Annotated in this window: 31 protein-coding genes; 13 read left to right on the top strand and 18 right to left on the bottom strand. The window is 65.2% G+C overall.

Annotated elements, in window-relative coordinates:
- Window positions 1–9 precede the first annotated feature (9 nt).
- Window positions 10–900, bottom strand: coding sequence for a hypothetical protein (locus IG178_RS11795; protein WP_193212753.1), 891 nt, complete (start codon window positions 898–900; stop codon window positions 10–12).
- 234 nt (window positions 901–1134) lie between these two features.
- On the opposite strand from IG178_RS11795, the gene IG178_RS11790 reads away from it, so the two are divergent.
- The 5 genes from IG178_RS11790 to IG178_RS11770 all read left to right on the top strand — a co-directional run bounded on the left by IG178_RS11790 (window position 1135) and on the right by IG178_RS11770 (window position 5582).
- Complete coding sequence (locus IG178_RS11790; protein ID WP_193212752.1) at window positions 1135–2031, top strand: LysR family transcriptional regulator; 897 nt, start codon at window positions 1135–1137, stop codon at window positions 2029–2031.
- Window positions 2021–2962, top strand: coding sequence for a LysR family transcriptional regulator (locus tag IG178_RS11785; protein WP_193212751.1), 942 nt, complete (start codon window positions 2021–2023; stop codon window positions 2960–2962). Before IG178_RS11790 ends, IG178_RS11785 begins: the two co-directional genes overlap by 11 nt.
- 98 nt (window positions 2963–3060) lie before the next feature.
- Window positions 3061–4848 (top strand): (E)-4-hydroxy-3-methylbut-2-enyl-diphosphate synthase, encoded by a 1788-nt coding sequence (gene ispG / locus IG178_RS11780; RefSeq protein ID WP_193212750.1) that lies wholly within the window; start codon window positions 3061–3063, stop codon window positions 4846–4848.
- A 3-nt stretch (window positions 4849–4851) separates the two neighbouring features.
- Complete coding sequence (gene clpS / locus IG178_RS11775; RefSeq protein ID WP_193212749.1) at window positions 4852–5127, top strand: ATP-dependent Clp protease adapter ClpS; 276 nt, start codon at window positions 4852–4854, stop codon at window positions 5125–5127.
- Window positions 5124–5582 carry a DUF2017 family protein gene (locus tag IG178_RS11770; RefSeq protein WP_193212748.1) on the top strand — a complete coding sequence of 153 codons (459 nt, stop codon included), beginning with the start codon at window positions 5124–5126 and terminating at the stop codon, window positions 5580–5582. The genes clpS and IG178_RS11770 overlap by 4 nt, the downstream gene beginning before the upstream one ends.
- Here IG178_RS11770 and IG178_RS26195 read toward each other — a convergent pair.
- Both IG178_RS26195 and IG178_RS11760 read right to left on the bottom strand, forming a co-directional pair.
- Window positions 5579–6529 (bottom strand): glycosyltransferase family 9 protein, encoded by a 951-nt coding sequence (locus tag IG178_RS26195; protein WP_193212747.1) that lies wholly within the window; start codon window positions 6527–6529, stop codon window positions 5579–5581. The two genes, IG178_RS11770 and IG178_RS26195, sit on opposite strands and share 4 nt — an antisense overlap.
- 237 nt (window positions 6530–6766) lie before the next feature.
- Window positions 6767–7222, bottom strand: a complete 456-nt coding sequence (locus tag IG178_RS11760; protein WP_193212746.1) for a DOMON domain-containing protein — start codon at window positions 7220–7222, stop codon at window positions 6767–6769.
- Window positions 7223–7479: 257 nt separating this feature from the next.
- Here IG178_RS11760 and IG178_RS11755 point away from each other — a divergent pair, with 257 nt between their 5' ends.
- The 4 genes from IG178_RS11755 to IG178_RS11740 all read left to right on the top strand — a co-directional run bounded on the left by IG178_RS11755 (window position 7480) and on the right by IG178_RS11740 (window position 12604).
- Window positions 7480–8274: a DUF1287 domain-containing protein gene (locus IG178_RS11755; RefSeq protein ID WP_193212745.1), complete on the top strand. Its 795-nt coding sequence runs from the start codon at window positions 7480–7482 to the stop codon at window positions 8272–8274.
- A 20-nt stretch (window positions 8275–8294) separates the two neighbouring features.
- Entirely contained in the window at window positions 8295–9116 is an 822-nt protein-coding gene (locus tag IG178_RS11750) for a sialate O-acetylesterase (protein ID WP_193212744.1), read from the top strand.
- Window positions 9117–9230: 114 nt separating this feature from the next.
- On the top strand, window positions 9231–12050 hold the full coding sequence (alaS, locus tag IG178_RS11745; protein ID WP_193212743.1) for an alanine--tRNA ligase: 2820 nt from the start codon (window positions 9231–9233) through the stop codon (window positions 12048–12050).
- Window positions 12051–12058: 8 nt separating this feature from the next.
- Complete coding sequence (locus IG178_RS11740; protein WP_193212742.1) at window positions 12059–12604, top strand: hypothetical protein; 546 nt, start codon at window positions 12059–12061, stop codon at window positions 12602–12604.
- A gap of 17 nt (window positions 12605–12621) precedes the next feature.
- On the opposite strand, the gene pyrE is transcribed toward IG178_RS11740, so the two are convergent.
- The 3 genes from pyrE to rplU form a co-directional block, all read right to left on the bottom strand.
- Window positions 12622–13188, bottom strand: a complete 567-nt coding sequence (pyrE, locus tag IG178_RS11735) for an orotate phosphoribosyltransferase (RefSeq protein ID WP_193212741.1) — start codon at window positions 13186–13188, stop codon at window positions 12622–12624.
- A gap of 129 nt (window positions 13189–13317) precedes the next feature.
- Entirely contained in the window at window positions 13318–13575 is a 258-nt protein-coding gene (gene rpmA, locus IG178_RS11730; protein WP_193212740.1) for a 50S ribosomal protein L27, read from the bottom strand.
- A 19-nt stretch (window positions 13576–13594) separates the two neighbouring features.
- Window positions 13595–13906, bottom strand: a complete 312-nt coding sequence (gene rplU / locus IG178_RS11725; RefSeq protein WP_193212739.1) for a 50S ribosomal protein L21 — start codon at window positions 13904–13906, stop codon at window positions 13595–13597.
- Between the two features lie 122 nt (window positions 13907–14028).
- Here rplU and tsaE point away from each other — a divergent pair, with 122 nt between their 5' ends.
- Window positions 14029–14439 (top strand): tRNA (adenosine(37)-N6)-threonylcarbamoyltransferase complex ATPase subunit type 1 TsaE, encoded by a 411-nt coding sequence (tsaE, locus tag IG178_RS11720; RefSeq protein ID WP_193212738.1) that lies wholly within the window; start codon window positions 14029–14031, stop codon window positions 14437–14439.
- Here the strand turns inward: tsaE and IG178_RS11715 are convergent.
- From IG178_RS11715 to IG178_RS11705, 3 genes are read right to left on the bottom strand one after another with little or no spacing between them, the layout of a single operon-like run.
- A complete protein-coding gene (locus IG178_RS11715) occupies window positions 14426–14563 on the bottom strand; it encodes a hypothetical protein (protein ID WP_193212737.1) in 138 nt (45 codons plus the stop codon). The two genes, tsaE and IG178_RS11715, sit on opposite strands and share 14 nt — an antisense overlap.
- Before the next feature lie 59 nt (window positions 14564–14622).
- Window positions 14623–15270, bottom strand: coding sequence for an SDR family NAD(P)-dependent oxidoreductase (locus IG178_RS11710; protein ID WP_343225966.1), 648 nt, complete (start codon window positions 15268–15270; stop codon window positions 14623–14625).
- A 58-nt stretch (window positions 15271–15328) separates the two neighbouring features.
- Window positions 15329–15850: an STN domain-containing protein gene (locus IG178_RS11705; protein ID WP_193212736.1), complete on the bottom strand. Its 522-nt coding sequence runs from the start codon at window positions 15848–15850 to the stop codon at window positions 15329–15331.
- A 134-nt stretch (window positions 15851–15984) separates the two neighbouring features.
- Here IG178_RS11705 and ribD point away from each other — a divergent pair, with 134 nt between their 5' ends.
- Complete coding sequence (gene ribD, locus IG178_RS11700; RefSeq protein ID WP_193212735.1) at window positions 15985–17022, top strand: bifunctional diaminohydroxyphosphoribosylaminopyrimidine deaminase/5-amino-6-(5-phosphoribosylamino)uracil reductase RibD; 1038 nt, start codon at window positions 15985–15987, stop codon at window positions 17020–17022.
- A gap of 78 nt (window positions 17023–17100) precedes the next feature.
- On the top strand, window positions 17101–17334 hold the full coding sequence (locus IG178_RS11695; RefSeq protein ID WP_193212734.1) for a hypothetical protein: 234 nt from the start codon (window positions 17101–17103) through the stop codon (window positions 17332–17334).
- Between the two features lie 3 nt (window positions 17335–17337).
- On the opposite strand, the gene IG178_RS11690 is transcribed toward IG178_RS11695, so the two are convergent.
- Window positions 17338–18354 carry a CAP domain-containing protein gene (locus IG178_RS11690; protein ID WP_193212733.1) on the bottom strand — a complete coding sequence of 339 codons (1017 nt, stop codon included), beginning with the start codon at window positions 18352–18354 and terminating at the stop codon, window positions 17338–17340.
- Between the two features lie 123 nt (window positions 18355–18477).
- The gene (locus tag IG178_RS11685) at window positions 18478–18801 is read right to left on the bottom strand and encodes a hypothetical protein (protein WP_193212732.1); all 324 of its coding nucleotides are present in this window, start codon (window positions 18799–18801) and stop codon (window positions 18478–18480) included.
- 138 nt (window positions 18802–18939) lie between these two features.
- Here IG178_RS11685 and IG178_RS11680 point away from each other — a divergent pair, with 138 nt between their 5' ends.
- Window positions 18940–19278, top strand: a complete 339-nt coding sequence (locus tag IG178_RS11680; protein WP_193212731.1) for a hypothetical protein — start codon at window positions 18940–18942, stop codon at window positions 19276–19278.
- Window positions 19279–19577: 299 nt separating this feature from the next.
- Here the strand turns inward: IG178_RS11680 and atpC are convergent, their stop codons facing one another.
- The 7 genes from atpC to atpF all read right to left on the bottom strand — a co-directional run bounded on the left by atpC (window position 19578) and on the right by atpF (window position 25621).
- Window positions 19578–19991 carry an ATP synthase F1 subunit epsilon gene (gene atpC / locus IG178_RS11675; protein ID WP_193212730.1) on the bottom strand — a complete coding sequence of 138 codons (414 nt, stop codon included), beginning with the start codon at window positions 19989–19991 and terminating at the stop codon, window positions 19578–19580.
- A gap of 80 nt (window positions 19992–20071) precedes the next feature.
- Window positions 20072–21535 carry a F0F1 ATP synthase subunit beta gene (gene atpD, locus IG178_RS11670; protein ID WP_193212729.1) on the bottom strand — a complete coding sequence of 488 codons (1464 nt, stop codon included), beginning with the start codon at window positions 21533–21535 and terminating at the stop codon, window positions 20072–20074.
- Between the two features lie 39 nt (window positions 21536–21574).
- A complete protein-coding gene (locus IG178_RS11665; RefSeq protein ID WP_193212728.1) occupies window positions 21575–22069 on the bottom strand; it encodes a hypothetical protein in 495 nt (164 codons plus the stop codon).
- Window positions 22070–22107: 38 nt separating this feature from the next.
- On the bottom strand, window positions 22108–23007 hold the full coding sequence (gene atpG / locus IG178_RS11660; protein WP_193212727.1) for an ATP synthase F1 subunit gamma: 900 nt from the start codon (window positions 23005–23007) through the stop codon (window positions 22108–22110).
- 49 nt (window positions 23008–23056) lie between these two features.
- Window positions 23057–24598 carry a F0F1 ATP synthase subunit alpha gene (gene atpA, locus IG178_RS11655; protein ID WP_193212726.1) on the bottom strand — a complete coding sequence of 514 codons (1542 nt, stop codon included), beginning with the start codon at window positions 24596–24598 and terminating at the stop codon, window positions 23057–23059.
- Window positions 24599–24647: 49 nt separating this feature from the next.
- Window positions 24648–25040 carry a F0F1 ATP synthase subunit delta gene (locus IG178_RS11650; RefSeq protein WP_193212725.1) on the bottom strand — a complete coding sequence of 131 codons (393 nt, stop codon included), beginning with the start codon at window positions 25038–25040 and terminating at the stop codon, window positions 24648–24650.
- Window positions 25041–25060: 20 nt separating this feature from the next.
- Window positions 25061–25621 carry a F0F1 ATP synthase subunit B gene (gene atpF, locus IG178_RS11645; RefSeq protein ID WP_193212724.1) on the bottom strand — a complete coding sequence of 187 codons (561 nt, stop codon included), beginning with the start codon at window positions 25619–25621 and terminating at the stop codon, window positions 25061–25063.
- Window positions 25622–25788 lie beyond the last annotated feature (167 nt).

The following is a 25788-nucleotide window of genomic DNA, read 5'->3' as shown; positions in this document are numbered from 1 at the left end:
AGGCCCCCGTCATTCCTCCGGCTTGCCGATTTCCCAGGCGGTCAGCCACTCGAGTTCCCCCTCGGCCCACCCGCTCTCGCGCAGGCGCCGGGTCATGTCCGGGAAATGGGCGGCCCCGTAGAAGATCCCCAGCTTCTTCCGGCCGGCCAGCACCTCGCGATCCAGCACCTGCAGGCACTTTGCGTTGCGGTCGCCGATGATGACGTTATCGCCGGCCAGCGCCGCCACCTGATCGTCGCCGGCACCGAGGCTGTGAACCAGCTCCCGCTTCAAGCCATCCTTGTCGCCGCGGACCAGCGAAGTGAGCATCTTGAAGGAGTTGGGCTCCTTGACCGGTTCTCCTTCCGGCTTCTTGAGCCCCGCCTTGAGGGCGAAGCCGATCAATGACTCCCCGCGCTCGGCTTGCAGGGCGATGAACTCGTCCATGCTGAGGTCGGCATGGACAAAGTTGGCCTTCCCATAGTCGATCTCCTTCATCTGGTACGAAAGCCCGAGCCATCTGGCCCCGGACTCATACGCGGTGTGCAATCCGTCGAGCTTGCCCTTCCGGCGCGGGACCCCGGGGTCCACGTCCGGGGCCACAGGGGCTTCTTTTTCCGCGGCGATGCCGGCAGCCGGCTTGCCGCCGCCGATGCCTTCAAACAACAGCGCGTCGTACGCTTCGAAGCGCTTGTTGAGGGCTTGGTAGTACTTGCGGTCCGCGATGTGGACCGCCCCCACCAACTCGACGCTCGCCTCACCCTTGGTGAACTTGACCACCGCGGTCTGCAGCCGCGTCGCGTCGTCCGCCTCCGCCACACGAATGAATCCGGGCGACGGCTCGGCCTCCACCACCGTTTCCTGCTCGGCCCGCAGGCAGGTCACCACCCCAAGATAGAATATCCATGCGAGCCATCTCATCGTGACGGAAACCTTACCGCGGACCAGTTCAACGAAAAGCACGGATCCGTCAGCCGTCCGAAAGTTCGGGCCATAAGTCCGTCCGCTTCGGCAAACCGATTTGGCAGGTCGCACACGGTCTCCTCCTTTCCCGCTGCGACCCGGGAGTCCTGTCACCTGTTAACGCCAGATTCGTCAGTTTATTGACAATTAAGATGAATATAATTATATGCCCTGCCCGTATTCCCCCGCTTGATGGAGATTGATTTCCAGCAGATACGATTTTTCACCGCGCTCATGGCAGAGGGCTCGGCCTGCCGTGCTTCGTTGGAACTTCGCACCAGCCGGTCGAACGTCCGCCGGGTTTGGCAGCTGATGGAAGAGGAATTGGGCGAGAAGCTTTTCGAAGTCCGCGACCGGGGTGAGCTCAAGCCGACGACCACCGCGCTGCATTTCGAGCGGGAGATGTCGTCGCTGCTCGACGAGATCCGGGGCTTCGAGGCCGCCGTCCGGAAGATCCACCAAACCGGCCGGGTCCTGCGCCTGGGGGCCGACCGGAGCATCTTCAACACCCGCCATTTCGGCCATCTTTTCAACTCGGTGCGGGACAACCCGCAGTTCCGGGTTTCCTTCGTCGAGGTCAAGGTGGACGAAGGCCGGGCCGCTCTGGAGTCGGGAAGCTGCGATCTGGTGTTCTCGGTCGACGGGGTCGCCGGCCGGCGGCTCGAAACCCGCGAGTTGCCGCCGATCTCCCTCGCCGTGGCCTGCCTGAAGGAGCCGCCCGAAACCGAGGCCATCCAACCATGCCAACTGTCGGAACGAAGCTGGTCGCTGGCGACCTTCGCCGGCCCCAAGCGCTCCCTGGAGACGCTCCGACAGATCCAGGATCACGGCGCGGGTGAAGGCCGCTTGTGCTCCCAGAACCAGTTCATCGATTGGGCCGAAGACTCGCGCTCACCCGGGACCGACGCGGTCGTCTGCGTGCGCCCGGTGTCCTTCCGACGCTTGCCCCAGGTGAACTTCGTGCGCCTGGACTCCGAGGTCGGCTTTCCCCTCAACGTCTCGTACTTGAAACAACATCCCTACGAATTCCTGCCTTCGACGGTCGACCAGATGCACCGGGCCCTCAACCCACCCGCCCGTGGAATTTGACCTCCCCAGCCTGGAAACCTTCGTGAGGTTGGCCGACTGCGGCAGCTTTTCCGAAGTCGCCCGCGCCCAGAAAATCTCCCAGCCCGCGGCAAGCCTGCGGGTCGCCAAACTGGAGAACTCGATCGGTTTGCGCCTGTTCTCCCGCCATCCCGACGGGCTCCAGTTGACCCGCGACGGGGCGGGCCTCCTCGAACAAGCGCGCCGGATCCTCGTCGAGCACCGCCGCCTCGGAGTCAGGATGGAAAGGCTCCACCGCGAATCCAGCGGCGCGGTGAAGGTGATGATCGACACCTCGATCGCCGGCGGGCGGATCCGGGACTACCTCCGCCAGCCGGCCAACCAGCTCGCACCGCTGGAGATCGTCGGGCCCGGCACCGGACGCACGTGGGACGAAGCCCTGCGCCAGGACGAGGTGGACCTGGTCATCACCGGAACCTTCCTGCACGCCGGGGATCAGCCGCAGCTGCAGCGCTACGACCTTGAGCACCAGAAGGGCACCACCCTCGCGTGGAACCCGGCCTACTTCGATTTCGACACCCGGAACTTCCGGTTCCCGGAGGCCCTCCGCTCTACCATCCTCATCCCCGGCGAACGCCTGGTCCCGGGCTATCAGCCCTTCCTCGAGCGCTGGTGCCTCGACTCCTACGGGGCGTTGCCACCGGACGTCCTGGTTTTCGACGACGAGGCCGCCGCCCTGGAAAGTTGCTGCGTCGGACTGGGGGTCATGATTTTCCCCGGCGACGCCGAGCGCCGGATGTCGCTCGAGGCCACCGGGCTGGGCGTCGTGAAGACCTTCGAGTTCCTGCTTCCGGACGCCTACAGCTACTCGATCTTCGTCCGTGCGGGGGAGAAACACGCCTCGGTCCTGAAAACCGCGATCAAGATCGCCGAAATCTACCCCTCGCTGGACGGCATGGACCGTCGCTGCTGAGGCGACCCGCCGCCTCGGGCGACGGGCGATCCGGCCGAAGCCCGTCACCGCTTGCGCGACCGTTGCCGATTCCGGGATCATCGTGTATCTCCCGGGAAATGAGCGACCACGCGCTGCTGCGATATTGCCCCGACCTGCTGGCCTACACCCGGCGGGAGACCCGTGAAGTGATGGTCGGCAAGGTCGGCATCGGCGGTGGCAACCCGATCCGGGTCCAGTCGATGATCACCTCCGACACCCGCGACACCCCCGCCTGTGTCGCCGAGGTGCTGCAGCTCGCGGAAGCCGGCTGCGAGATCGTCCGCATCACCGCCCAGACCAAGGTCTACGCCGCGAATCTGGAAAACATCGCCCGCGAGGTGCGAGCCGCGGGCTGCGGGGTGCCGCTGGTTGCCGACATCCATTTCAAGCCGGACGCCGCGCTCGAGGCCGCCAAGTGGGTCGAGAAAGTCCGCGTCAACCCCGGGAACTACGCCGACAAGAAGAAGTTCGAAATCCGCGAATACAGCGACGCGCAGTACGAAGAGGAGCTCGGCCGCATCCGCGAGGAATTCTCGCCGCTGGTCGAGCTCTGCAAGTCGCTCGGCCGGGCGATGCGGATCGGCACCAACCACGGCTCGCTCTCCGACCGGATCATGAACCGCTACGGCGACACGCCGCTCGGCATGTGCGAGAGCGCGCTCGAGTTTGCCCGGATCGCGCGCGACCTGGATTACCACAACTTCGTCTTCTCGATGAAGGCGTCGAACCCGAAGGTGATGATCGAGGCCTATCGCCTGCTGGTCGCCCGCCTCGAGCAAGAAGGTGCCGACTGGAACTACCCGATCCACCTCGGCGTGACCGAAGCCGGCGACGGCGAGGACGGCCGGATCAAGAGCGCCATCGGCATCGGCTCGCTGCTTGCCGACGGCATCGGCGACACCATCCGCGTCTCGCTGACCGAGGATGCCATCCACGAGGTCCCCGTCGCCCGGGCGCTTGCCGGCCCCTTCCAAACGAAGCCCCCGGGCTCCCCCGCCCCGGCGCTGGTCGCATGCTACGATCCGTTTTCCTACGAACGCCGCAAGACCGGGACCCTGGAGGTGTCCGGACATCCGCTCGGCGGCGAACAGCCGGTGAGGGTCTTCACCTCGCAGGAGAAATGGAACGCCGTGGCACACAAGATCGCCAAGCTGGGCGACTTCAAGCCCGAGATCGTCGTCGAGAAATCCGGAGTCGTCGCCATCGATCCCCGTGATGAGGAGGCGTTCACGGCGCTCAACCATTCCGCGGAGGCCAAGCTGGTCACCGTCAAGGACGGCCTCGACCTCGAGGTGATCCCGGCCTTCCGCATGCTGGCTTTCCGCCTCGATGCCCGCCATCCCATCCTGCTCAAGGACACGCTCCATCCCGCCACCGAGAGCGGCGATTTTGTCGACACCTTGCTGGTCGCGGCCCGCCACATCGGCTCGCTCCTGTGCGACGGCATCGGCGACGCGATCCTGGTCCAGGGCGAGCCGGCGCCGGGTCAATCGCTGCGCCTTTCCTACAACATCCTGCAAGCCGCCGGCACCCGCATCTTCAAGACCGACTACGTCGCCTGCCCTAGCTGCGGGCGGACGCTCTTCAACCTCCAGCACACGACCCAGAAGATCCGCGCCTCGACCGGTCACCTCAAGGGGGTTCGGATCGCGGTGATGGGCTGCATCGTCAACGGCCCCGGCGAAATGGCCGACGCCGACTTCGGCTACGTCGGCGGCGCCCCGGGCAAGATCAACCTCTACGTCGGCAAGCAGCCGGTGAAATTCAACATCCCCGAGGCGGAGGCCGTCGAGCGGCTGATCGACCTGATCCGTGAGCACGGCAAGTGGATCGACGCGCCCGCCGGGGAGCCCGCGGAAGTCTGAGCCATGGCCGGAACCCTCACCGAGACCCGCGAGGACGTCGCGCTCGATTGCCCGTGGAACGTGATCGTCCATGACGATCCGGTGAACCTGATGGGCTACGTCACCTGGGTTTTGATGAAGATCTTCGGCTACCCCGAGAACAAGGCGGCGGCGATGATGATGGAGGTCCACAAACAAGGCCAATCGATCGTCTGGAGCGGAGAACGCGAGAAGGCGGAGTTTTATGCCCAGCAGCTCCAGTCCCACCAGTTGAAGACCTCGATCGAGAAGACGGAATGAAGGTCGCGCCGACACTGCAGGGAGGCCTCCGGATCGACGTCGAATCTCCCGTCGACTGGATGGTGCTGCGCTGCATTCCCTACGACGCCCGCGGCGGCGACCTCGACCTTGCCGAACGGGTGGCCGCACCGATGGCCGGCGACGAGGGGGAAGAAGACTGGCGGGAATTCGTCCTTCCCGACCTGCGGGACACTTTCAATTCCCAGCTTTCAACGATCGAGGATGCCCTCGCGGAGGCCACCGACGAGGAGCAAAGCGGCGAGGTCCACATCGCCCGCGAGGACGCGGAGCTCTGGTATGGCGGGCTCAACCAGGCACGGCTGGCCCTCGAGGAACGCTACGATTTCTCCAATGCGAACCCGCTCGAGATGACCCCTGGCATGCGCTCGGCATGGTTCCGGTCGCAATTCTACCTCCACGTGCAGAGCGTCCTGCTGGAACACGTGATGCACTAGCCGCGGATCATTCGTCCCAGCCCGCGCAGAACCTCGGCGGTGTCGAGGTCCTGCTGGCACCGCAAGTCCATCGCGCACTTGGCGGCGTGGCACGGCGAGCACTCCACCTTCCGGCGGACGATCACGTGCTGCTTCCCCAGCGGACGCATCCACTCCGGCTCCCCCGGCCCGAACAGTACGAGACATCTCGTACCAACGTGGGCGGCCAGGTGGGGGACACTGCCATCCGCGGCGACGCAGAGCGCGCATGCCGAGAGGTCCTCCAGGGCGGGAAGCTCCAGTTTCACGGAGTCGGCTTCCGGCAGAGCCTCCGCCAGCGCACCGCCCAGCGGCCCCGCGATTCCGACCCGGAGCTTCAGGCCCCGTTCCAGCAGCGAACGGGCGACCTCTTCCCAGCGATCCAGCGGCCACTCGTGGTGGCTTCCCAGGTCGGAATCCGGCACCAGCAGCACCCGGTCCGTGGCCTGGGGAACCCCGAGCTTCACCGGCATGAAATTCTGACGGACCATCGTCTCGGCCCCGAGCTTGGCCGCAATTCCCAGGAAGAACTGCACCCGGTGTTTGACCGGCCCGGCCCGCTCGATGACCTCCACCGGCTCGGTCAGGCGCTTGACCAGACCCTTCGCCGGAGGCCCGAGCCGCCGCGGAATCTTCGCCTTGGCACAGGCATCCGCCGCGGCACCGGCTTCCCAGGCGAGCGAGGTCGATTCCCCCTGCACCCGTCCCGCGATCTCCTTCGCAGGTGCTTGGTCGGGATAAGGGATGATTTTCCCCAACTGGCTCGCTTCCCAGAATGTCGATTGGCGGTCGGGACACAGCAACCGCAGCTCGATCCCCATCCGCTTCAGGGCGCGCAAGGCGGGCACCGACAGGCAGGCTCCGCGCCAGTCGGCGGGACTCACCATCAGGAGGGTTTCGCCGGAGGATAGCTTCGGGGATTCGGGCACGCGGGAAGTTAGATGGCTGCAGCCGGCGCCGGCAAGTCATGGTGATTTCGGGCCCATCGACGGCGTGCGTTGAAAAGAAACGCCGGCTTCGTCGGGGGGAACGAAGACGGCGAGGTTTTTTCCGCGGGGGGACGGGGGTCGGGGGGATGGACAGGCCCGGCCGTTTGGGGGGATGGCACGGCCTGCGGACCCACAATGTCCGATTTTGCCCCCGCCACCATTACGCGATCATGGCAGTCAGGCGTCGCGGAAGTCGACGGGCCGGAAGCGCTCTGGCCGGTGGAAATCGGGCTCCCCATCCCCGAGGTCCGCCGCGCTGAGGAAGCGCTGGTCGGGCGATCCGAGGATGAAGCTGACATTGAGCCGGGTGGTGGCGCCGAACGAGATCTTCTCCTCGAGGGTGGGGAGCGGAATGGCCATCGCGGCGACCCACCCGCCGTCCGGCGCGAGCTCGGCGAAGGTGGCCACCCCGGGGAACGCCTCGTCCCCTGCCGGGACCCGCGGCGCCGAGAACTCACCGCTCCACCAAGCACCGTTGGGCGCGAGATTGAACTCAAGATAGCGACCGCTGGCCGGGTCACCGAGAAATAGTTCAGCAAGGTCATGCTTCCAGAGTCCCGCCATGAAGCGTCCCGGACGCGAGCCCGGCAGGAGATTTGCCGGCCGGCCGTGGGTCGCGATGAACCACAGCATGCGGGGATCTACGGCAGCGCAAAATGCGGCTTGCGGTGCGATCTCCTGACCATACCAATCCTTTGAAATACCAAAAAGCGGCACATCGATTTCACCCCAGACCAAGGGCTTCGCGCTGCGAATCACCGTCATGGCGAAAACCCCTACGAGCCCGCCGCCCGACGGTCGAGAAGTTGATTTTCCGAAAATGTTACTGCGAAACCGGGAAAAATGTCGCATTCCCATCGCGGATTTGCTTTACTTTTCTTAAACGAACCATGGCGAAGCGCCAAAAATCTCATCATCTGGGAACCATCGAGTACATCGGACCACGCCCGCAGCAGAAGCCGCAGCGCCGGCCGGCCAATTTCCTCGGCGGTTGGGTCGTCCTCCTCATTGCTGCCGGCGCCGTCTGGTACTTCGGCAAACCGCTGGTTCCCCTCCTCCGCGCCCAGCAGTCGGTCGCCTCGGTGGAAAGCGCGGACGCCCTGATCGGCGAACTCGCCCCGTCGGCCAGCTTCGGCGAACGCCTCGCCGCCGCCGCGCTGCAGCGCACCAAGATGCCCAGCGTCTACGACACCTCTTACTATCAGATTTCCTACCCCGGCGGCGACGTTCCTCCCACCGCCGACGGCAAGCCCAAGGGCAAGGCCGAGGACCTGATCATCCGCAGCTACCGCAACCTCGGCGTCGACCTTCAGGAACTGGTCCACGAGGACATGCTGAAAAACTTCGCCGTCTACCCGCAGCTCTGGTCGCTGCGCGAACCGGATCCGAACATCGATCACCGCCGGATCCAGAACCTGCAGCGCTACTTCAAGCATCAGGGCGCCGAACTGGCCGTGACCCGCAACTCCGGCGACTACCAGCCGGGCGACGTCGTGGTCTGGATGCTGGCCCAAGGCGACCTTCACACCGGGATCGTGGTTCCCGGTCCCAGCGAGCGCCGCAATGAAGCCTGGGTCGTCCATGATCTCGGCTCCGGTCCCAAGTGGGAGAACATCCTGACCGACTACCAGATCCACGGTCACTACCGCTACGCCGGGCCCCAGGCCGAGGTGGCCGGCAACTGAGCGCCGCGGCCGCACGCCCGATGAGCGGCCTGCGCCGATTTCTCCGCCGCTGGCTACGACCGCCCCTGCGCGGCGCATGGTCCATCCCCGGCGATCGCCGGGAATTCCGGGTGTTCCTGCTGATGGGCCAGTCGAACATGGCGGGTTTCGGCAGCATTCGGTCGAACGATCCGTGGCAGCCCGGTGATTTCACACCCGTCCCGCGCGTGCTCGTCCTGGGAGGTCAGTGCGGGGTCAAATCGTCCCGCCCCCGCGGTTGGACGCACTGGCGGCCGGCCGCCCATCCGCTGCACCTCAACCAAGCGAGTGCGGGCTTCGGGCTGGGGCTGCCATTTGCCACCCGCCTGCTCCAGGACCCTGGCACCGCCACCATCGGCCTGATTCCCTGCGCGTGGGGCGGAGCGGGGATCGATTCCCTGGGGCCCGGCAGTCCGCTGTATCAAAATGCCACCCGCCGCGCCCGGCTGGCCGCGAACACCGGCACCTTGGCCGGCGTGCTGTGGCATCAGGGGGAAACCGACGCGGCGACCGGAACGCTGGCTCTCGCTCACGCCGGCAAACTGACCCACTTCATCCAGCAGCTCCGCCGCGACCTGGCTCACCCCGACCTGCCATTCTTGATCGGCGACCTGGCGAACTTCGGCGACGATCGCCGCGACGCCGCCGCCGTGGAGCTTCGCGCCCTGGTCCGCAACGGCCTGCGCCAGGTCGCCGCCGGGGATCCCCGTGCGGCCTTCGTGGAAAGCGAGGGACTTGCCGGCGTCGATGGCGTCCATTTCAACCGCGAGTCCCTCGTCCGCTTCGGCGAGCGCTACGCGGAGGCTTATTTCGGGCTGCACTGAGCCGCCCGGAGACGGGGCGCAGCCGTCTGCTCTGCGTGCTTCGTGCCCCACTCCCGGGCTTTACTCGCCCGATGCTTTGGCCCACCGTCGCCGCCCTTTCCGCCTCAACGACCCATGACCGCCGCCGAGATCCGCGCCTCGTTCCTCGACTTCTTCAAGGAGAAGCAACACAGCATCGTGCCCTCCGCCTCGCTGCTGCCGCAGTCGCCCGGCCTGCTGTTCACGAATGCCGGGATGAATCCCTTCGTCCCCTACTTCCTCGGCGTCGAAAAGGCTCCCTACGACCCGCCGCGCGCGGCCGACACCCAGAAATGCATCCGCGCCGGCGGCAAGCACAACGACCTCGAGGACGTCGGCTACGACACCTACCACCACACCTTCTTCGAGATGCTGGGGAACTGGTCCTTCGGCAACTACTTCAAGAAGGAAGCCATCCAGTGGGCCTGGGAACTGGTCGTCGGCCGCTGGGGTCTCCCGGCGAACCGCCTCTACGCCTCGGTCTACGCACCGAAGGAAGGCGACCCGGGCGAGTTCGACCAGGAAGCCTGGGACATCTGGGCCGAGCTGTTCCGCGCCGCCGGCTGCGATCCCGCCGTGCAGATCGTCAACGGCAACGTGAAGGACAACTTCTGGATGATGGGCGAGACCGGCCCCTGCGGTCCTTGCTCCGAACTCCACGTCGATCTCACGCCTAACGGCGACTCGCAGGGCAAGCTGGTCAACGGCGACTCCGACCTCTGCATCGAGATCTGGAACCTGGTCTTCATCCAGTACAACGCCGAGGCCGACGGCACTTTCCGTGAGCTGCCGGCCAAGCACGTCGACACCGGGATGGGCTTCGAGCGCGCCTGCTCGATCATCCAGAACACCAAGGGCTTTACCGATTTCTCGAACAAGCCGAGCAACTACGCCACCGACGTCTTCCAGCCGATCTTCCGCAAGCTCGAGGAGCTCAGCGGCAAGACCTACGTCAACATCTACCCGGAGATCGGAGCCGACCGCTCCGCCTTCAGCGAGGAGATGAAGGACGCGATCGCCTTCCGCGTGATCGCCGACCACCTGCGCACCCTGTCGTTCTCGATCGCCGACGGCATCCTGCCCGGCAACAACGGCCGCAACTACGTCTTGCGTCGTATCTTGCGCCGCGCCGTCCGCTACGGCCGCCAGCTCGGCTTCTCCGGCGACAAGCCCTTCTTCGGTTCGCTGGTGGCCACGCTGGTCGAGCAGATGGGCGGGGTTTTCCCGGAGTTGAAGTCCCGCGAAGAAGTCGTTCGTCAGACCCTTGAGCAGGAAGAGGCGAGCTTTAACCAGACGCTGGACCGTGGTCTGAAGCGCTTCGAAGACGCGCAACCGGAAGTCCGGAATGGCGTTGTTTCGGGTGAAGTCGCCTTCGAACTCTATGATACCTACGGCTTCCCGGTCGACCTGACCGAGTTGCTCTGCGCCGAGCGTGGCCTTTCAATCGACATGCCACGTTTCGAGGAGCTGATGGAACAACAGCGCGAACGTGCCCGCGCCGCCCAGAAGTCCACCGTCGTCCGCGCACTCGACATCTCCACCGAGGCGGTGACCGAGTTTGGCGGCTTTGACACCGATGAGGTCGAAGCCACCGTGCTTGAAGTCCATCCTCAGGAAGACGCGCTTTTCATCATCACTGACAAGACCGTCTTCTACGCCGAGATGGGCGGCCAGGCAGGGGATACGGGAACTCTCGTACTTTCCGGTGCCGAAATTCCGGTCAACGGCGTCCAGCAAATCGGCAAGGCCCGCGCGCACGTCGTCAGTGGTGAAGCGACCGTCAAAACCGGCGACAAGATTACGCTCAAGCTCGACCCCACCCGCCGCCGACCGATCGAGGCCAACCACAGCGCCACCCACTTGCTGCACTGGGCGCTCCACGAGGTGGTGTCCAAGGACGCCGCCCAGCAGGGATCGTCGGTCGACGAGTTCCGCCTGCGCTTCGACTTCAACAGCGCCCCGGTCACGCCGGAGCAGGTCGCCGAGATGGAGGAGATGGTCAACGGCGCCATCAAGCAGGACCTCGCGGTGTCCTGGAAGGAAGTCCCGCACGCCTCGATCAAGGGCCGCGAGGACATCATGCAGTTCTTCGGCGACAAGTACGGCGACCTCGTCCGCGTGGTGCAGATCGGCGGCCAGCCCGGCGAGCTGAACGGCCCGTCGATGGAACTCTGCGGCGGCACCCACGTCCGCCGCACCGGCGAGATCGGCTTGTTCAAGATCAAGAGCGAAGGCGCCATCGCCTCCGGCTTGCGCCGCATCGAGGCGGTCTGCGGCGAAAGCGCTTGGGCGTACCTCAACGAGGTCGTCGAGAAATGGGACGGCGACCTCAAGGCCGCCAGCGCCAAGCTCAAGGCCGCCAACGAGAAGCTCGCCGAACTCGGCGAGGAACCGATGGTGGTGAATGAATTCCCGCACATCATGGGCGCGATGCTCGCCGAGCGCGCCGACATCGGCGAACTCAACGCGACCTTCGCCCACGGCCAGCGGACGCTGGACGAGACCAAGGAAGCTGCCATCGAAGCCGAGAAGCGGGTCAAGAAGCTGCAAGCCGGGGCCGCCGCCAAACAGGCCGACGCCGCCTTGACCGAGCTGATCGCCTCCGGCGGTCCCATTGTCGCGAGCTTCGAGGCCGACGCCTCGCTGCTGCAGGAGCTGCTGAACGGTTTCAAGAAGCAGGGCTTCGCCGGCGCGGGTTTCGTGATCGTCGACGACGGCGACAAGCTCCACCTCGGTGCCTACTGCGGCGGCGATGCCGTCGCCCAGGGCTTCAAGGCAGGGGACCTCCTGCGCGAACTGGCCGCCCTCGCCGGCGGCAAGGGCGGCGGCAAGCCGGATCAGGCCCGCGGTGCTGCACCCGAGCGCGGGAAGCTTGCGGAGATCGAAGCCGCCGCCAAGGCGAAGCTGGAAGGTTGAAACCGCCGATGCAAAGCTCCTGGGCATGGACCCGGCTGCTCGCCGTGGTGGCGGTCGGCTTTCTCTGGACGGGTTGCGTTGCCTACGATCTTCCGCCGCAGGCCGCCAAGCCCGTTCCGGCCGACACGGAGACCTGGCAGCGGATTTCCACCCGCTCGTGGCAGATTCCCCGCTACGACCTTCAGCAAGACGCGCTCGAGCTTCTCGGCGACAGGGACTGGATGCGAATCGACCGCCCGCGCTATGAGTCGCTGCTGAGCCCGGCCGACACGATCTTTCCCTCCCGGCCGCTGGAGATTCCGGAAGGCCACCAGGTCTATCTGGTTCGCGGCCGCGGGTACGGAGCGCTCGGGGGGAAGGTCCGGTTCCAGAATGCGACCCGGGACCTGTCGGTTTACCTCGTAATGTACAATGGCGAGTTCTCGCTGCCCGGGATGCGATGGTCGGTCGCGGACATTCCGGTGGTCGTGGCCCTGCCCCGGGCCCCCGCGAAAGTCCACCAGTCGGCCGACATCGGAGGCGACTCGTGCTTCCGTCTGATGGACCGCGACTGACCGGGAGAAACGCCTGCTTATCCCAGCAGCGTGCTGCGCGAATAGAGCGCCAGCACCGGGATGCCGCGGGCCTCGATGGCCTGCTTGCCGCCCTCCTCGCGGTCGACCAGCACCAGGGCGAAGGCGACCTTGCCGCCCTCGCGCTCGATCACGTCGATCGCCTTGATGGTCGAGCCGCCGGTGGTGATCACGTCATCGACCACGATCACCGTGGCGCCTTCCTTGAAGTTGCCCTCGATCTGCTTGCCGCGGCCGTGACCCTTGGGCTCCTTGCGGACGGTGAAGACCTGCAGCGCCTCATCCGGATTTTCGATCGCGCTGGTCATGCCCACGGCCAGGGAGATCGGGTCGGCGCCGAGCGTCATGCCGCCGATGGCGTCGATCTCGAGGCCTTCTTTTTGAATCCGCTCCCGCACCGCAGCCCAGCCGAGCTTGCCGATCAGGTTGGCGCCGAAGGGATCGAGCGCGGTGACGCGGCAATCGATGTAGAGGTCGCTCTCCTTGCCGGAGGCGAGGGTGAAGGTGCCGGTGCGGACGGACTTTTCGAGGAGCAGGGCTTTCAGCGCGGCGGCGGTGTCGGACATGGAGGGAGAGGAAAGTGCCAAGTGGGAAGTGCCAAGTGCCAAGTTTCGGGGGGAACTGGAATGTTGCGTGAGGAAACAAAAAAACCGCCGGCCCTTGCGGGACGGCGGTTTTGAAAATCGGAGCGGCGCTCAGTTGGCGGACGCTTCGGCGCTGACGTTGACGCGGCGGCCGTCCTTGTCGAAGAACACGCGGCCGTCGACCAGCGAGAAGATGGTGTGGTCCTTGCCAATGCCAACCCCTTGGCCGGGCTGCCATTTGGTGCCGCGCTGGCGGATGATGATGTTGCCCGGGATCACAGCCTGACCGCCGAACTTCTTCACGCCGAGGCGCTTGGAGCGGGAGTCGCGACCGTTTTTGACGGAGCCTTGACCTTTCTTGTGAGCCATGAGTCGAAGTGGTTGGGGATTATCCGGCGATGGAGGTGACCTCCAGCTTGGTGAGGGAGCGGCGGAAGCCCTTGGTCTTGTGGAAGCCCTTGCGGCGCTTGAACTTGAAGGCAATGCCCTTGGGGCCGCGGAACTGCTGGACCACCTTGACCTTGACGCTGGCGCCATCGACGACCGGCGCGCCGATCTTGATGCTGTCACCTTCGCCGACAAGGAGGGCCGGGAACTCGAGTTCGTCGTCGACATTCACATCGAGCTTCTCGACGTCGATTTTGTCGCCTTGTTGGACGCGGTATTGTTTACCGCCGGTTTTGATGACTGCGTACGCCATGACAGAAAGGGATTCGTGATGCCCGGAAGCCGGGCGGGCGGGGAGATCACCACGGCCAAGCGGTTCGGGCAAGGGAATTTTTTGAAATCGACGTACTCGGCCGGATCGGGTTTTTGCGAAGCATGGAACGGGTGGTCCGGAATGAGGCGGAAATGGAAGCGCTGGGAGCGACGCTGGCAGCGGATCTCGGGGCCGGCAGCGTGCTGGCCCTGGTCGGCGGGCTCGGTGCCGGGAAGACGCGGATGGTCAAGGGACTGGCCCGGGCCGCAGGCTTCGGGGGCGAGGTGACCAGCCCGACCTTCTCCTTGTTGCACGAATACCGCGGCGGCAGCCTGCCGGTATTCCACTTCGATCTCTACCGCCTCAAGGAGTCCGACGAGCTGCTGTCGATCGGTTGGGACGAAATCCTGGATGACCAAGGAATCGTGATCGTCGAGTGGGCCGATCTTTTCCCCGACCTGCTGCCTCCGGAGACCCGCTGGCTGGATTTCGAGGTGCTACCGGACGGCGGGCGACGGGTCACTGCGAGGTGACCGTCCGGCCCAAGGCCTGCACGGCGCGATCGGTGGTCTGGTAAATACTGTTCGCCGCGCCGCACGACGAGAATGCCGTCGCAGCCACGGCCGCGAGCACAATATGGAACAGGCGCACTTTCATCAGGCGACGAGGCTAGCCGCATCGCCACGGCGGTCAATCCAGCAGATTACGGCGACTTCTCAGGAGATCCGGCTGTCCAGCTGGAACACCTGGCCGGAGGTGTGCGGCAGGTGGTCGTGCAAATGAACGACGAATGCCGCCACGGCATCGGGCGTGTTCAAGCGTCCCAGGGCATGCTCGCGGATCACCTGGTCGCGGCGCCCGGCGGTGACCGCGGCAGTCATCGGGGTCTCGAGAAAGCCGGGAAGAACCGTGTTCACCCGGATGCCTGCGGGCCCCAGCTCCTTGGCCAGCGACTTTCCCAGACCGATCAATCCGGCCTTGGCCGCTGCATAGGCAGCCTGGCCCGGCGGCGGATGGAGGGCGGAAAAGCTGGAGATGAAAACGATGTGCCCCCGGCGCGCACGGATCATCGCGCGCGACGCCGCCGCGGAACAGTGGGCGGCACCCGTGAGATTCGCGGCGATCACCGCGTCCCATTCCTCCGCACCGAGGCGGGCGAGGGGAGCATCGCGGGTCAGGCCCGCATTGCAGATCAAGAGGTCCGGGGCATGGACACGGAAAAAGGCGTCCACTGCCCGCCGGTCGGTCACGTCGAGCTCGCCGCGCCCCGGAGACAGCACCGGGTGGCCCGCCGCCGTGAAGGCGGCTGCCATCGCCCTCGCGAGGCCGCCTTCGCCGCCGGTGATCACGACAAGTCCGCTCACGCCCCAAGCGTGAGCGGACCTCGAAGCGACCGCAAGGGTATCGATTGTCCGCGGCGCCTTACTCGCTGGTGCGGGCCGTCGGGCGGATCACGATGGCGTGCTCCTCGTATTTGGCGACGGCGCCGCCCTGCTTGAGGATCATCTCAAGGATCGCCTTGGCGGGGACATTCTTGACCTGGAGGCTTACCGTGACATCCGCCAGCTTCTTCGACGGATCCTGGATCATGAAGTTGGGTGCGAATTCACCCTTGGACTTCTCCTCCACCATCACGCCGAGCGCCGCGATTGCTTCGGAGAACTCGGAGTCGTCGAAGTCGATCTGCTCGATCACGTACTCACCCAGTTTGTTGGAGCGGGCACGCGCGGCGATGGATCCCTGATTGGCCTTGAGCTCGGCGAGTTGGTAGCGGGCGTTGGCATTGCCCGGCTGGAGGCGCAGGACTTCGCGGAACGCACGATCCGCGGCGGTCACATTTCCTTCCTTCACGGCGATCAGGCCTTGCTTGTAGATTTCGGCGGCCTCGTCGGCGGATGCCGGGAGAAGGCCGATCATGGCGAGCGCGAGGATGAGTTTTTTCATGGCATGGTTGCAGGTTGGATTCAGGTGGACATCGGATTCCACCACTTATGAAAAACATGGTCGTGTGATGCATCTCAATCAACATGGATTCAGCGGACTTGCTCAGATTTCCAGAAAATGGCCTCTCATTGTCCATGCAAGGTGAAGACGAACGGTGGATGCAGCGGGCGATCGACGAGGCCCGCAAGGGAGTCGGGCGGACCTCGCCCAATCCTCCCGTTGGCGCCGTGGTGGTGCGAGACGGCGTCGAGCTCGGTGCCGGCTGGCATCGCGGGGCGGGCCAGCCGCATGCCGAGCGGGAAGCCATGGCCGCCGTGAGGAATCATCACGGTGCGGATGCCCTGCGCGGCAGCACCGTCTATGTCACCCTTGAGCCCTGTTCGACCCACGGCCGCACCCCGCCCTGCACGGATGGCTTGATCGAAGCCGGGGTCGCCCGCGTGGTCTACGCGGCGGAGGACCCGAATCCCGCGCATGTTGGCAGGGCCGACGCGCTGTTGGAGCAGGCCGGGATCCAGGTGACGCGCGGCATCCTTGCCGAGCCTGCCGGCCGATTGATCCGCCCCTTTGCCAAGGTCCAGCGATGCGGCTTGCCGTGGGTGGTGCTGAAGACCGCCATGAGCCTCGACGGCCGCATCACCCGGCCGCCGGGCGAGGGGATGTGGCTGACCGGACCGGAGGCACGCGCCGAAGTCCAGCGACTGCGAGCCGAGGTCGATGCGATCCTCACCTCCGGCGAGACCGTGCGCAAGGACCGGCCGCGCCTCGACTTGCGCGACCCATCGCTGGCGGAAGGCCGGCCCCAGCCGTGGCGCATCGTGCTCACCCGCGATCCTGCCAGCCTGCCTGCAGACGCCCCGCTGTTCACCGACGGCCACAAGGACCGCACCCTCGTGCTCCCCCGCGACCATCCCGGGGACGCGTTGCGGGAGCTGGCCGAAAAGCGGGATGTTTCGGCCGCGCTGGTCGAATGCGGCGGCCGGCTCGCGGCAACTCTGTTAGAAGAAGGACTCGTCGACGAATGGGTGGCGTTCCTGGCCCCGATCCTGGGCGGGGGCGGGGTGCCGGCAGTGGCCGGAGAAGGGCTCCCCGAAGCGATGGGGCTGGAGGAGGTTCAGTTCAGCCGCTTCGGTCCGGATGTGATGCTGCGGGCAAGTGTCGTGCGCCGTTAGCAGCGGTTTTCATCGTGCGGTCATCATGGCTTCACATGCCGGTGGGAAAGCATTCGGGCAACCCCGAAGCCCATCACCATGATTCCTTCCGAAGCAAAGAGTCCTCCCGCCTGGATCCTGCCCGCCATCCGCCACCTTGCCGCCCTGCTGCTCGCCTTCTCGGGCCCGGCGCTGATGCTTGCCGCCCTTGTCATAGGCTACATCGCTGAAAGCCCGGTGCTCGGCGGTCTCGGCCTGTTAGGCGGCGCAATGCTGACCGCATGCGGCGGACTGGGCCTGCTGTGGTCGCTGGGCCGGCGCGAGGGCCGCTGAACGTCAGCCGCCGAACAACTGCGTCCAATGCCGTCCGAACTGCCCCAGGCCGATGCGCCGCTGACCGGCCCCGAACATATTCTTGTGGTGCCCCGGCGAATAAAACCACCCCATGTTCGCGGCGTGGGAGTCGGTCGATCCCATGTAAATGTTCTCCCCGGACGCCGTAGTGCCCGCCTTCGCCGCACGGTCCCAAGGGGTCTTCTTCCCGGGTACCGGCGACTCGTGGGCAAAGAAGCCCTCATCCGCCATGTCCTTGGAATGCCCGCGTGCCGCTTCACACAACTTCGGGTCGAGCAACAGGGCGTTCAGCCCGACATACATGCGCAGCAGGTTGCAGTGCTCGATCCCCCTCGCTTCCTCGGCCGGAATCTCGTCCTTCTCGGCGATCTTGCGGTTCTTTTCGAGGATCTTCAGGCCTTCCCGTGGCAAGCCGCCGGCATCAGCCGCGATCTTCTCCTCGGCTGCGGCGAGTGTTTCCTCGGCATCGGCGGAGATGATCGAAATGTCGGCCTTGAGGGCCTCGTCGCGGAAACGGGCGAGCTTGCGCGCCGCCTCGCACTGGCCCTTCAAGGTGGGAGGGGCCATCGCCAGCAGTTCGTCGGGTGTCGGCGCGAGCAGTTTCCTAAGCTCATCGACCGCCGGCTTGCTGGTCTTCTTGAGCGCCTCCTTCATCGGGCCCTCGGCCATCGCGTAGACCCGCATGAATTCTCCGCGCAACTCGCGGATCCGCTTCTGGTCATTATTCCGCGAACCGGTGGAGCCCTTCTTTGCGGCGGAGGCGAAAGCGGTCAAATAGCCGTCGCGAACCCGCGGCCAGGTCTTCTCCAGTTGGGCGATCAGGGCTTTCAGATCGGCCGATTCGAATTCCTCGAGGGAATCGCAGAGGTCGTCGATCTCCTCGTTCTTCTCGAGCCGCGATTGGAAAGTCGCAAGCAACTCGTTCACCACGACCTGGCCGTTGGACGTGGGCGGGATCGCGAGGAAAGCGGCGATAAGGAGGCTGCGATAGGAGTTCATGCTGGAGGTAGGGGCGCAACTTGTAGCGCCATCCCAGCCGGGATTTGTCCTTCACACAAGAAAATGACCCGGCCCACGGCTTGCGCGGGACCGGGCCGGTTACGGCCCCCGGCGAATGGCGACTCAACGCCGCCCGCCAATTCTCACCGCAACCTCCGCGTGGTGATGCACGGGAGGCGCCACCCGACAGACGGGCACATGCCGGCGGACCGGACGATAGGCGGGACGCGGCGGACATGCGTGGCGATGCACCGGGACGATCCGCTTGCGGAACACCGGATGACCACAGGAGTCATAGTAAGCGACATATGTCTCGATCCAGGCGGGGCCGCCACAGGAACGATGAAAGGTGACATAGCTGCGCGAATGATAGCCCCGCGCATCGGCTGCGGGGGTGGTGAACAGGGCGGCGAAGGCGACAGCGAGGATTGGAACCAGTTTCTTCATGAGATGATCTTTCGATTCACCGGCTTCGACGCGGCGCTGCCGCGGCTATTCAAATCGAATTCCAATCTGCCTGCGGCTTTCCCATCGCGCGGAACGGGTTTCCGGCGGATACTCCACCCTGATTGATCCAGAACAACCATGAATGCCACCAACGATTCCACCGACCCGAACGCGGAGTCCACGACCGACGCACCGCGCTACAGCAGTTTTTCCGAAGCCTTCGACACCGCCCGCAGGGATGCCGAATCCAGGGCGCGGGAGGCGGCCCCCAAGCTGAAGCAAGCCCTTTCCGGAGCTGCTCATGACGTGGCTTACGGGGCGGCCTTCGGCGCATGCTTCGCGGCGGCCTTCGCCAAGGAAATCATTCCCGAAGGCCTGCGCGAATCGCTCCGGCGCGGTGCCAAGGCCGGCCGTGAGGCCGCGGAAAACGACGGTGCGGAACCTTCCTTCAAGGTCTCCCTGCCGGCCCACGGGTGATCCCTCACCCGATGTGCAAGCCCGCTCCGGCAACCTGGAGCGGGCCTTTGCTGTGTTCACAAGAGGCAAGCTCCCGGTATCAGCGCTTCAGGTCACGCCCGGTGAACCCCGGGATCGGCCGGGTGATCCAGACCAGGTCGCCCTGTCCGAAACAACAACGTGGCAATTCAATTCGGCACAAAGAACTCATCATCCACGACGGTCCGACCGGAGTGCCCCGTTCTTACGCCTGCAGTCGAAGCAAAAAAGCCCGCCGCGGGGTGTCCGGGGCGGGCTCTTGAAATTCGGGCGTTGGCCGATCAGTGGTGGTGGCGGCGCTTGACCTTGAGCTGGGCGAGCGACTTCGCGATCATTGCCTGGAGGTGGGCCACCTCCTCGGCGTCGTGGTCGTGGCTGATGCCCTTGAGCTGCTCTTCGGCACGCTTCATGGCTTCCTCGACCTTCGCTTCGTCGATCTGGTCCTCGCCCATCGCCATGTCGGTGAGGACGTTGACCTGGTGCTGGGTCACTTCGGCAAAGCCGCTGCCGACCGCCAGCACGGTGGTGGTACCATCCTTCTCGTAGCGGAGCTCGCCCGGTTGCAGGGCGGTCACCAAGGCGGCGTGGCCGTCGAGCACGCCCAACTCGCCGTCGGCGCCGGGCAGGTAGGCATTGCCGACCGTGTCGGAGAAGATTGTCTTCTCCGGGGTGACGATCTTGAGGTGGAGAGCCATGATTCTAAGTTCTCTGTTTCACGTTTTCAGTTCCGGGCGACGGGGCGCGGGGCCTGGCACCCGAAACCTGAAACCACGGATCAGTCGCGGGCAACGGTGTCGATGCCAGCCTTCATGTAGAAGTTGCCTTCCGGCACGTCGTCCCACTTGCCGTCGAGGATCTCGGCGAAGCCCTTGACGGTGTCATCCATCGACACGAGCGCGCCCGGGACGTTGGTGAAGATTTCCGCGACGTGGAAGGGCTGCGTGAGGAAGCGCTGGATCTTGCGGGCGCGGAAGACGGTCATCTTGTCCTCGTCCGAAAGCTCGTCCATGCCAAGGATCGCGATGATGTCCTGCAGGTCCTTGTAGCGCTGGAGCACCAGCTGGACGCCACGGGCGACGCGGTAGTGTTCCTCGCCGACGACTTCCGGGGCGAGTGCCTTGGAGGTCGAGGCCAGCGGGTCCACGGCCGGGAAGAGCGCCTGTTCCGCAAGGGAGCGCTCGAGCACCACGGTCGCGTCAAGGTGGGCGAAAGTGTTAGCGGGAGCGGGGTCGGTCAAGTCGTCCGCGGGCACGTAAACGGCCTGAATGGAGGTGATCGATCCCTTGTTGGTCGAGGTGATCCGCTCCTGGAGACCGGCCATTTCCTCGGACAGGGTGGGCTGGTAACCCACCGCCGACGGCGTGCGGCCGAGAAGCGCGGACACCTCGGAACCGGCCTGGGAGAAACGGAAGATGTTGTCGACGAAGAGGAGCACGTCCTGGTTGTCCTCGTCACGGAAGTGCTCGGCCATGGTCAGCGCGGACAGCGCGACGCGGAGACGGGCGCCCGGAGGCTCGTTCATCTGGCCGTAGCAAAGGGCGACCTTGGAACCTTCGGCGAGGACAGGGTTGCCCTTGTCGTCGAGCTTCGGATGGCCCTTCTCGTCCTTCTCGGTGGCGATAACGCCGGACTCGATCATTTCCCAGTAGAGGTCGTTGCCCTCACGGGTGCGCTCACCGACGCCGGCGAAGACGGAGAAGCCCCCGTGCGCCTTGGCGATGTTGTTGATGAGCTCCATGATGACGACGGTCTTGCCGACGCCGGCACCCCCGAACATGCCGCCCTTGCCGCCCTTGAGCAGCGGGCAGATCAGGTCGATGACCTTGATGCCGGTGGGCAGGATTTCGGTATTCGCCGACTGCTCGGTCAGGACCGGGGCGGCGCGGTGGATGGGAGAGCGGAGGTTGGCATCGGCGAGCGGGACGTTTTCGTCCACCAGGTCGCCGGTGACGTTGAAGATGCGGCCGAGGACCTGCTTGCCGACCGGCACCGCAATCGGCTTGCCGGTGTCCACCAGGGTCATGCCGCGCTTGAGGCCGTCGGATGCCGACATGGCGACCGCGCGCACCCAGCCGTCACCGAGGTGCTGCTGCACTTCGAGCACGAGCTTGGTGTCGACGCCGTTCAGGTTGTAGGTGACTTCGAGGGCGTTGTAGATCCCCGGAAGCGCGGTGGCTTTCGAGAAATCGGCGTCAACGACGGCGCCGATGACCTGGACGATGGTTCCTTGGTTGCTCATGGCAGAAGGTGCTAGTTATCAGTGTTCAGTTTTCAGGTCTTAAAGGCGCACCAGGGTCGCGCGCTGCTCGGGCGAAAGCGTCTCGATGCTGGCAATGGTCAGCGAACGCGGGCCCTCGCCGGCGAGCGACGTGGCATCGACGGTGATGGTCTTGGGCATGCGGTACATCGCGCCGGTGAGCGGATCGACGATGAGCATTCCGACCAGACCGCCGATGAGGATATTGCCGAAATACCAGCCGTTGATGCCGGCGGACACCTGATGGGTGCCCAGCACCTTGCCGGAGCGCTTCACTTGCACGGTGTACTTGGCCGGCTTGAAGTAGCCGCCCCGGGCGGACAGGCGCACGGTTTGAGGCGTCATACCGGCGCCGACCGTCTCGCCGTCCGAGTTCACCACCGTGAACGAAAGGCCGGACGGGTTGGACTGGATCGACACGTCGCGGCTGGCCTGGGTGATGATGGTCGCGCAGCTGGAAAGCAGCACGGAACAGGAGGCAACGCCGGCGGCGAGGATTTTGGCGGGAATCGACATCGTGTGAATTCGGGAAAGGAGGGTCACCGGCAGCGGGATCATTCCATCGCCTTCATGGCGGTGGTGATTTCCAGCAGTTCCGCGGTGATCGCGGCCTGGCGGAGCTTGTTGTATTCGAGCGTGAGCTCCTTGATGAACTTCTTGGCGTTGTCAGTGGCGCCCTTCATCGCGACCATCCGGGCGGAGTGCTCGGAGGCGCGGCTCTCGACCAGCATCTGATAGACCTGGAAGTTGATGTAGAGCGGCAGCAGGGTGTCGAGCACGTCCTTGCCGGAGGGCTCGAAGAGGTAATCCTTGGCGAGCGCCTTGCCATGGTCGGTCTCGCCGACGACGACGTCCTTGCCCATGCCCTCGTAGCTGCGCTTCTCGCCGAGCTTGTCGGTGCTGATCGGCAGCAGCTGGACCACGGTCGGCTCCTGGCGCATGACCGTGACGTAGTTCGAGAAGGCCACGCTGACCTTGCTGTAGCCGCCCTCGAGGAAGGCCTTGGTGACGAACTTGGCGATCGGGCGGGCCTCGGCGAAGGGAACCGGGTCCTTGACCTCGAAGTCGGCGACCAGCTCGCGGCCGGCCTTGGACAGCTGGCCGCGCAGCTTGCGGCCGACGGTGACGAATTCGGTGTCGGCCGCGGCTTCGGCACGGACCTTCTTGCCGAGGTTGGTGTTGAGACCGCCGCAAAGGCCCTTGTCCGTGGAGATGACGAGCATCAGCTCCTTGCCACCCTCGCGCTGCTCGAGCAGGGCGTGGGCTTCCTCACCGACGTTTTCCTTGAGGTTGACGAGAACCTGGTTGAGCAGGTCCGCGTAGTCGCGGCCTGCCAGCGCCTGGTCCTGCGCCTTCTTCATCTTGGCGGCGGCGACAAGCTGCATCGCCCGGGTGATCTGGGCGGTGTTCTTGACCGACTTGATGCGCCGGCGGATGTCGCGGAGATTGGCCATGGTTGAGGAGTGCTAAGGGCAGTGGGCGGAGAGCAGGGAGAAGGGCGGATTATTTCCAGGTGCCCTTGAAGTCGGCGAGCGCCTGCTTGACCGCCTCGACGGCGGTGGCGTCCTTCTTGAGATCCGGCTTTTCGTTGCGGATCTTGTCGAGGAGCTCGGCCTTGCGGGTGTTGAAGAACTCGCCCATGGCGGACTGGCATTCCTGCACGCGGTCGATGGCCACGTCGTCGAAGAAGCCGTTCTGCATGGCGAACAGGTAGATCGACTCGAGCTCCATCGAGATCGGCGAGTACTGGTTCTGCTTGAAGAGCTCGACGATGCGGGCGCCGCGATCGAGTTTCTTCTTGGTGCCGGCGTCGAGGTCGGAACCGAACTGGGCGAAGGCCTGCAGCTCGCGGAACTGGGCGAGGTCGAGCTTGGTGGTGCCGGCGACCGACTTGATGGTCTTGGTCTGGGCGGCGGAACCCACGCGGGACACCGACAGACCCACCGAGATGGCGGGGCGGATGCCCTGGTAGAAGAGGTCGGTTTCGAGGTAGATCTGGCCGTCGGTGATCGAAATCACGTTGGTCGGAATGTAGGCGGACACGTCGCCGGCCTGGGTCTCGATGATCGGCAGCGCGGTGAGCGAGCCGCCGCCGGCCTGCTCCGAAAGGCGCGCCGAGCGCTCGAGGAGGCGGGAGTGGAGGTAGAACACGTCACCAGGGTAGGCCTCGCGACCGGAGGGACGCTTGAGGATCAGCGACACCTGACGGTAGGCGACGGCGTGCTTGGAAAGGTCGTCGAAGACGATCAGGCACTCTTCGCCCTGGTCCATCAGGTACTCGGCGATGGCGCAGCCGGCGTACGGGGCGAGGAACTGCATCGCGGCGGCATCAGAGGCGGAGGCGGAAACGATGGTGGTGTATTCCATCGCGCCGGACTCTTCCAGGGTCTTCTGGATGCGGGCGACGTTCGAGAGCTTCTGGCCGATGGCGACGTAGATGCAGTAGAGCGGCTTGTGGTTCTGCAGCTTGCCCTGCTCGGCCGCCTTGTTCTGCTTGGCCTGGGAAATGATGGTGTCGACGGCGATGGTGGTCTTGCCGGTCGCGCGGTCACCGATGATCAACTCGCGCTGGCCGCGGCCGATCGGGATCATCGCGTCGATGGCCATGATGCCGGTCTGCACCGGCACGGACACCGACTTCCGCTTGATGATCCCCGGGGCGATCTTCTCCATCGGGTACTGGGCATCGGCGACGATCTCGCCCTTGCCGTCGACCGGGGCGCCGAGGGCGTCGACCACGCGGCCGAGCATGTTGCGGCCGACCGGGATGGAGAGCAACTTGCCGGTGGTGGAGCACTCGGTGCCGGCGGTGATCTTGTCGTAGCTGCCGAGGAGCACGACGCCGACTTCACCTTCTTCGAGGTTCATCGCGAGGCCGGTGACTCCGCCCGGGAACGAGATCATCTCGTTGAGCGCGACGTCGGAGAGGCCTTCGACTTTTGCCACGCCGTCGCCGACTTCACGGACGATGCCGACGTTCGACTTTTCGACGGAGGCCGTGGCGTTGGCGATCTCCTTTTCAAGTTCCTGGAGGATGCTGCTCATGGTGAGAGAGGTTGCTGGTGGTCAGTGGACGGTTATCGGCTTTGAAGGGTCAGAAGGCTTGGGCAAGGCGGTCGAGGCGGCCTTTCACGGAGCCGTCGAAGACGTCGTTGCCGACGCGGATCTTGAGACCTCCGAGGAGGTCGGGATTGGTGCGGAACTCGAAGCTCAGGCCGGTGCCGTATTTGACGGCGAGGCCGGAGACCACGCGGTTGCGGTTGGTCTCGTCGAGCTCGGTGGCGCTCTCGATCACCACGTGGCGGCGTTCGAGCTCCATGCGGACCAGCCGCTTGAGGGCGGACAGGATCCCGCGGTAGTCGCGCGGCTTCTGTTCGGCAAGGGCCTTGATGGCCTTGGAAAGCTTGGCCTCGTCGAGCCGGCCTCCGGACTGGCAAAGCCGGAAGATGCGGCGGGCGTCGGCTGTGGCGACCTTGGAGATTTTCATGACGAGGCGGGAAAGGAGGCTCAGGCTTCGACGCTGGCGAGCGCTTCCTGGTTGATGCGGGTCTGGTCGTCGGCGGTGAGCACCTTGCCGGTGACCTGCGAGGTGGTGGCGGTGACCAGGCGGCCGAATTCCTGCTTGAGCTCGGCCTTGATGGCGGCGCGCTCGGCTTGGGCGGCGGCTTCGGCCTTGGCCAGGATTTGCTGGGCGCTGGCGATGGCTTCCTGGGTCTTCTGCTCGGAAAGGGAAGCGGCGCTCGTCTTGGCCTCGGCGATCAGGCGGGTGGCTTCCTCGTTGGCCTTGGCGATCGCCGCGGCGGTGGTGCGCTCGGACTCGGCGAGCTGCTGTTCGATCTCCTTCAGCTTGGCCTCGCCCTCGGCGATGCGGCTGCGGCGCTGCTCGAGCATGTTCTGGATCGGGCCGAACGCGAACTTCTTGAGCAGGAGCGCGACGATCAGGAAGGAGACGCACTGGCTGATGAAGAAGGGCCAGTCGATCTTGAAGGTGCGGAAGATTTCACCCGCGACACCGCCGTCGCCTTCGACGGGAGGAGTGGCGGCCAGGAGATCGAAAATCGGAGTCATTGGACGAAATGCTGGGAAGACAGGTGAAATCGGAAAGGAAAATGGGGTGGCGCGGCGGCCCACCGGGGACCGCCGCGCCGGGAAGGCTTACTTGGCGAGGAAGATCGCGAAGAACACGATACCTTCGATGAGCGCCGCGAGAATGATCGACAGCGTCAGGATGTTAC

The organism is Neoluteolibacter marinus, from assembly GCF_014904755.1.
Classification (GTDB): Bacteria; Verrucomicrobiota; Verrucomicrobiia; order Verrucomicrobiales; family Akkermansiaceae; genus Haloferula; species Haloferula marina.
Note: the sequence above shows the minus strand (reverse complement) of the source record. Positions and strands in the feature narration are given on the sequence as shown.

Bases quoted from the DNA above. Each gene is read 5' to 3' on its own strand.
- IG178_RS11795 (WP_193212753.1), bottom strand. From the start codon at position 900: ATGAGATGGCTCGCATGGATATTCTATCTTGGGGTGGTGACCTGCCTG.
- IG178_RS11790 (WP_193212752.1), top strand. From the start codon at position 1,135: ATGGAGATTGATTTCCAGCAGATACGATTTTTCACCGCGCTCATGGCA.
- ispG (WP_193212750.1), top strand. From the start codon at position 3,061: ATGAGCGACCACGCGCTGCTGCGATATTGCCCCGACCTGCTGGCCTAC.
- clpS (WP_193212749.1), top strand. From the start codon at position 4,852: ATGGCCGGAACCCTCACCGAGACCCGCGAGGACGTCGCGCTCGATTGC.
- IG178_RS11770 (WP_193212748.1), top strand. From the start codon at position 5,124: ATGAAGGTCGCGCCGACACTGCAGGGAGGCCTCCGGATCGACGTCGAA.
- IG178_RS11760 (WP_193212746.1), bottom strand. From the start codon at position 7,222: ATGCTGTGGTTCATCGCGACCCACGGCCGGCCGGCAAATCTCCTGCCG.
- IG178_RS11755 (WP_193212745.1), top strand. From the start codon at position 7,480: ATGGCGAAGCGCCAAAAATCTCATCATCTGGGAACCATCGAGTACATC.
- IG178_RS11750 (WP_193212744.1), top strand. From the start codon at position 8,295: ATGAGCGGCCTGCGCCGATTTCTCCGCCGCTGGCTACGACCGCCCCTG.
- alaS (WP_193212743.1), top strand. From the start codon at position 9,231: ATGACCGCCGCCGAGATCCGCGCCTCGTTCCTCGACTTCTTCAAGGAG.
- IG178_RS11740 (WP_193212742.1), top strand. From the start codon at position 12,059: ATGCAAAGCTCCTGGGCATGGACCCGGCTGCTCGCCGTGGTGGCGGTC.
- pyrE (WP_193212741.1), bottom strand. From the start codon at position 13,188: ATGTCCGACACCGCCGCCGCGCTGAAAGCCCTGCTCCTCGAAAAGTCC.
- rpmA (WP_193212740.1), bottom strand. From the start codon at position 13,575: ATGGCTCACAAGAAAGGTCAAGGCTCCGTCAAAAACGGTCGCGACTCC.
- rplU (WP_193212739.1), bottom strand. From the start codon at position 13,906: ATGGCGTACGCAGTCATCAAAACCGGCGGTAAACAATACCGCGTCCAA.
- tsaE (WP_193212738.1), top strand. From the start codon at position 14,029: ATGGAACGGGTGGTCCGGAATGAGGCGGAAATGGAAGCGCTGGGAGCG.
- IG178_RS11715 (WP_193212737.1), bottom strand. From the start codon at position 14,563: ATGAAAGTGCGCCTGTTCCATATTGTGCTCGCGGCCGTGGCTGCGACG.
- IG178_RS11705 (WP_193212736.1), bottom strand. From the start codon at position 15,850: ATGAAAAAACTCATCCTCGCGCTCGCCATGATCGGCCTTCTCCCGGCA.
- ribD (WP_193212735.1), top strand. From the start codon at position 15,985: ATGCAAGGTGAAGACGAACGGTGGATGCAGCGGGCGATCGACGAGGCC.
- IG178_RS11695 (WP_193212734.1), top strand. From the start codon at position 17,101: ATGATTCCTTCCGAAGCAAAGAGTCCTCCCGCCTGGATCCTGCCCGCC.
- IG178_RS11690 (WP_193212733.1), bottom strand. From the start codon at position 18,354: ATGAACTCCTATCGCAGCCTCCTTATCGCCGCTTTCCTCGCGATCCCG.
- IG178_RS11685 (WP_193212732.1), bottom strand. From the start codon at position 18,801: ATGAAGAAACTGGTTCCAATCCTCGCTGTCGCCTTCGCCGCCCTGTTC.
- IG178_RS11680 (WP_193212731.1), top strand. From the start codon at position 18,940: ATGAATGCCACCAACGATTCCACCGACCCGAACGCGGAGTCCACGACC.
- atpC (WP_193212730.1), bottom strand. From the start codon at position 19,991: ATGGCTCTCCACCTCAAGATCGTCACCCCGGAGAAGACAATCTTCTCC.
- atpD (WP_193212729.1), bottom strand. From the start codon at position 21,535: ATGAGCAACCAAGGAACCATCGTCCAGGTCATCGGCGCCGTCGTTGAC.
- IG178_RS11665 (WP_193212728.1), bottom strand. From the start codon at position 22,069: ATGTCGATTCCCGCCAAAATCCTCGCCGCCGGCGTTGCCTCCTGTTCC.
- atpG (WP_193212727.1), bottom strand. From the start codon at position 23,007: ATGGCCAATCTCCGCGACATCCGCCGGCGCATCAAGTCGGTCAAGAAC.
- atpA (WP_193212726.1), bottom strand. From the start codon at position 24,598: ATGAGCAGCATCCTCCAGGAACTTGAAAAGGAGATCGCCAACGCCACG.
- IG178_RS11650 (WP_193212725.1), bottom strand. From the start codon at position 25,040: ATGAAAATCTCCAAGGTCGCCACAGCCGACGCCCGCCGCATCTTCCGG.
- atpF (WP_193212724.1), bottom strand. From the start codon at position 25,621: ATGACTCCGATTTTCGATCTCCTGGCCGCCACTCCTCCCGTCGAAGGC.